The 2,548-nt window shown below is 62.4% G+C and carries 1 protein-coding gene; it reads left to right on the plus strand.

Features of this window, described 5'->3' with window-relative positions; genetic code table 11:
* Positions 1-661: 661 nt before the first annotated feature.
* On the plus strand, positions 662-2,461 hold the full coding sequence (gene ltrA / locus AB0N81_RS41945; protein WP_365368202.1) for a group II intron reverse transcriptase/maturase: 1,800 nt from the start codon (positions 662-664) through the stop codon (positions 2,459-2,461).
* Positions 2,462-2,548: the final 87 nt, after the last annotated feature.

The raw sequence follows: 2,548 nt of genomic DNA on the forward strand, positions 1-2,548 counted from the left end.
CTACTACGGGGAAATGGGTGCGGCCTGCAAGCCGCTCCGGAACCAGCGAAGGCAACCGAGAGGAAGGAGGCCTTCCCCGCCAAGTGACCGACATGGTGGGCCCCCAGCGAGGCGTGCAGGACCGGTAACGGATCTGTGCGAAGCCCTCGCTATCGAAGCTCCAAGGCCACGCAGGCTGTTGCGAGGCACAGAGCCAAGGGGGAGAGCTGAAGGGTGAACGCAAGTGAACCTCTGATGAGGTCCCGTAACCGTAGATACCGGAGCAGTGCAGAACGCCGGTACAGGGCTACTGCTGAGAAGCAAACACGGCACGACGGTCCCATTTACGTCGCGCGTGGTCACCGTGGCCCCGGGGTATAGGAGGCACCCGACCCAGCTCGCATCTGGACGGAGCGGAACAGGACAACCCCGTAGAGGTCCGGTCGCATGACCGGTAGGCCAACGGCAACGGAAGCTCAACTCCTCTGCGGGCGAAGGAAGGCCCGAGAAGCAAAGGCCGCTGGGGCGAAAGCCCAGGGGAAAGGGCGGACGACGGCACCTCAGCCGCCGCCTATAACCCGGCGGATACCGGCCAGTTGGCTGGGCGCGAAAGCGAGCTGACGCGGGCCTGGTGGACCTTTGAGGATGCCAACGCAATGAGACCGAAAGTCAGGAGACCGGAGTGGACACGGAGGTGGTGGACGTGACCGTTTCGACGGACACTGAGACAGCCGATGTGACGATGGCCCTGAGCGACGCCGAGCAATGGCGCAGTACCAATTGGGCCAAGGCAGAGGCGGACGTGCGGCGACTGAGGCAGCGGATCTTCAAGGCGGCACGTGAAGAAGACCCAAAGAGGGTCAGAAATCTGCAGAAGCTGATGCTGAGGTCACGAAGCAACACGATCGTTTCGATCCGCAGAGTGACCCAACTCAGCGCAGGACGCCGCACCCCCGGTGTCGACGGGGCGGTCGTGGTCGACGAACGGCAACGAGGTCAACTCCTGCGAGAGTTGACCGAGGAGCCGCGATTCAGGCCACTACCGGTGCGGCGAGTGCACATCCCGAAGGCGAACGGCAAGAAGCGACCACTAGGTATCCCCACGATCCGGGACCGAGTGGAGCAGGCCAGGGTGAAAAACGCCCTGGAGCCGGAATGGGAGGCACGCTTCGAAGGGCGAAGCTACGGTTTCCGACCCGGACGAGGATGCCATGACGCGATCGGCGCGATCTTCCAGACACTGGCACGCAAGGGCGCCAAGAAGGTCTGGATCCTGGATGCTGACCTGTCCAGCGCGTTCGACCGCATCGACCATGACCGCCTACTGGATGCCATCGGCGACTTCCCGGCTTGCCGGGAAATCAGAGGATGGTTGAAGGCCGGGGTGATGGAGAACGGCAGGCTCGCCCCTACCACGGAGGGAACGCCGCAAGGCGGGGTAATCAGCCCTCTGCTGCTCAATATCGCACTCCATGGCATGGAAATCGCTGCCGGATACGACCCGAGCCTCACGCAACTGCAGAGGTCGCGGAGAAATATCCCGACGCTGGTTCGCTACGCCGATGACTTCGTCGTCATGTGCGCGACGGAGGCGGAAGCGTGGCAGATCAAGGAGAAGCTCACCGCCTGGCTGGAGCCGAGAGGGCTGACCTTCAACGACGAAAAGACCCAAGTGGTCCACGCGTCGGAGGGTTTCGACTTCCTCGGATTCAACGTCAGGAGGTATGGCGAGAAGCTCCTGATCAAGCCCAGCAAGGCAGCGGTACAGAAGGTCAAGAGGGAGATCACTGACCGATGCCAGCGCATGGCAGCGGCCAGAACAACGGATCTGATCCGCAATGTGAACCCTTTGATCAAGGGCTGGGCTACCTACTACCGAAGCGCCGTATCCAGTGAGACGTTCAGCAAACTGGATTGGTGGCTCTACAAGCGGGAGTACCGGTGGGCGAAGAGACGGCATGCACAGAAGTCGCGCGGCTGGGTCAAGAGCGCTTACTTCGGCCGCTTCAATCCAGCCCGGCAGGACAACTGGGTCTTCGGCGACACGGAGACCGGTGCCTTTATGGGCAAGTTCGGATGGACGAACATCCAACGCCATGTGATGGTCAAGGGTGCTGCGTCCAAGGACGACCCGGAACTGGCGGAGTACTGGCGGGAGCGAACGCGCAAGCGGAAACACCCGCAGGCAGACGGCAAGTTCGCCGTCAACCTCGCAGCCAGGCAGAAGGGGCTCTGTCCGCTTTGCGGACTTGACCTGATCGACGGAGCGACATACGAACCGGACTCAGTCCGCGACTGGGCCGACTGGTTTCATGCCAGCTACCGAACGATTCACAAGCATCATCTGATCTACCGCTCACGCGGCGGGTCGGATCAAGCGTCCAACCAAGCCTTGGTCCATTCCGACTGTCATCGGAGGCATCACGCGTCCCATGACTACGGTCAAATGCAGAATCACGAGCTGCCCAAGCGGTCTGCTTGAGCCGTGTGCCGCGACGAGTGGCACGCACGGTTCTGAGGGGGGCCTCGTCCCGAGAGGGACGGGGCCTACCCGACAGATGCGCCGCCA

Origin of the sequence: Streptomyces sp. NPDC093510, from assembly GCF_040683555.1 — a bacterium.
Classification (GTDB): Bacteria; Actinomycetota; Actinomycetes; order Streptomycetales; family Streptomycetaceae; genus Streptomyces.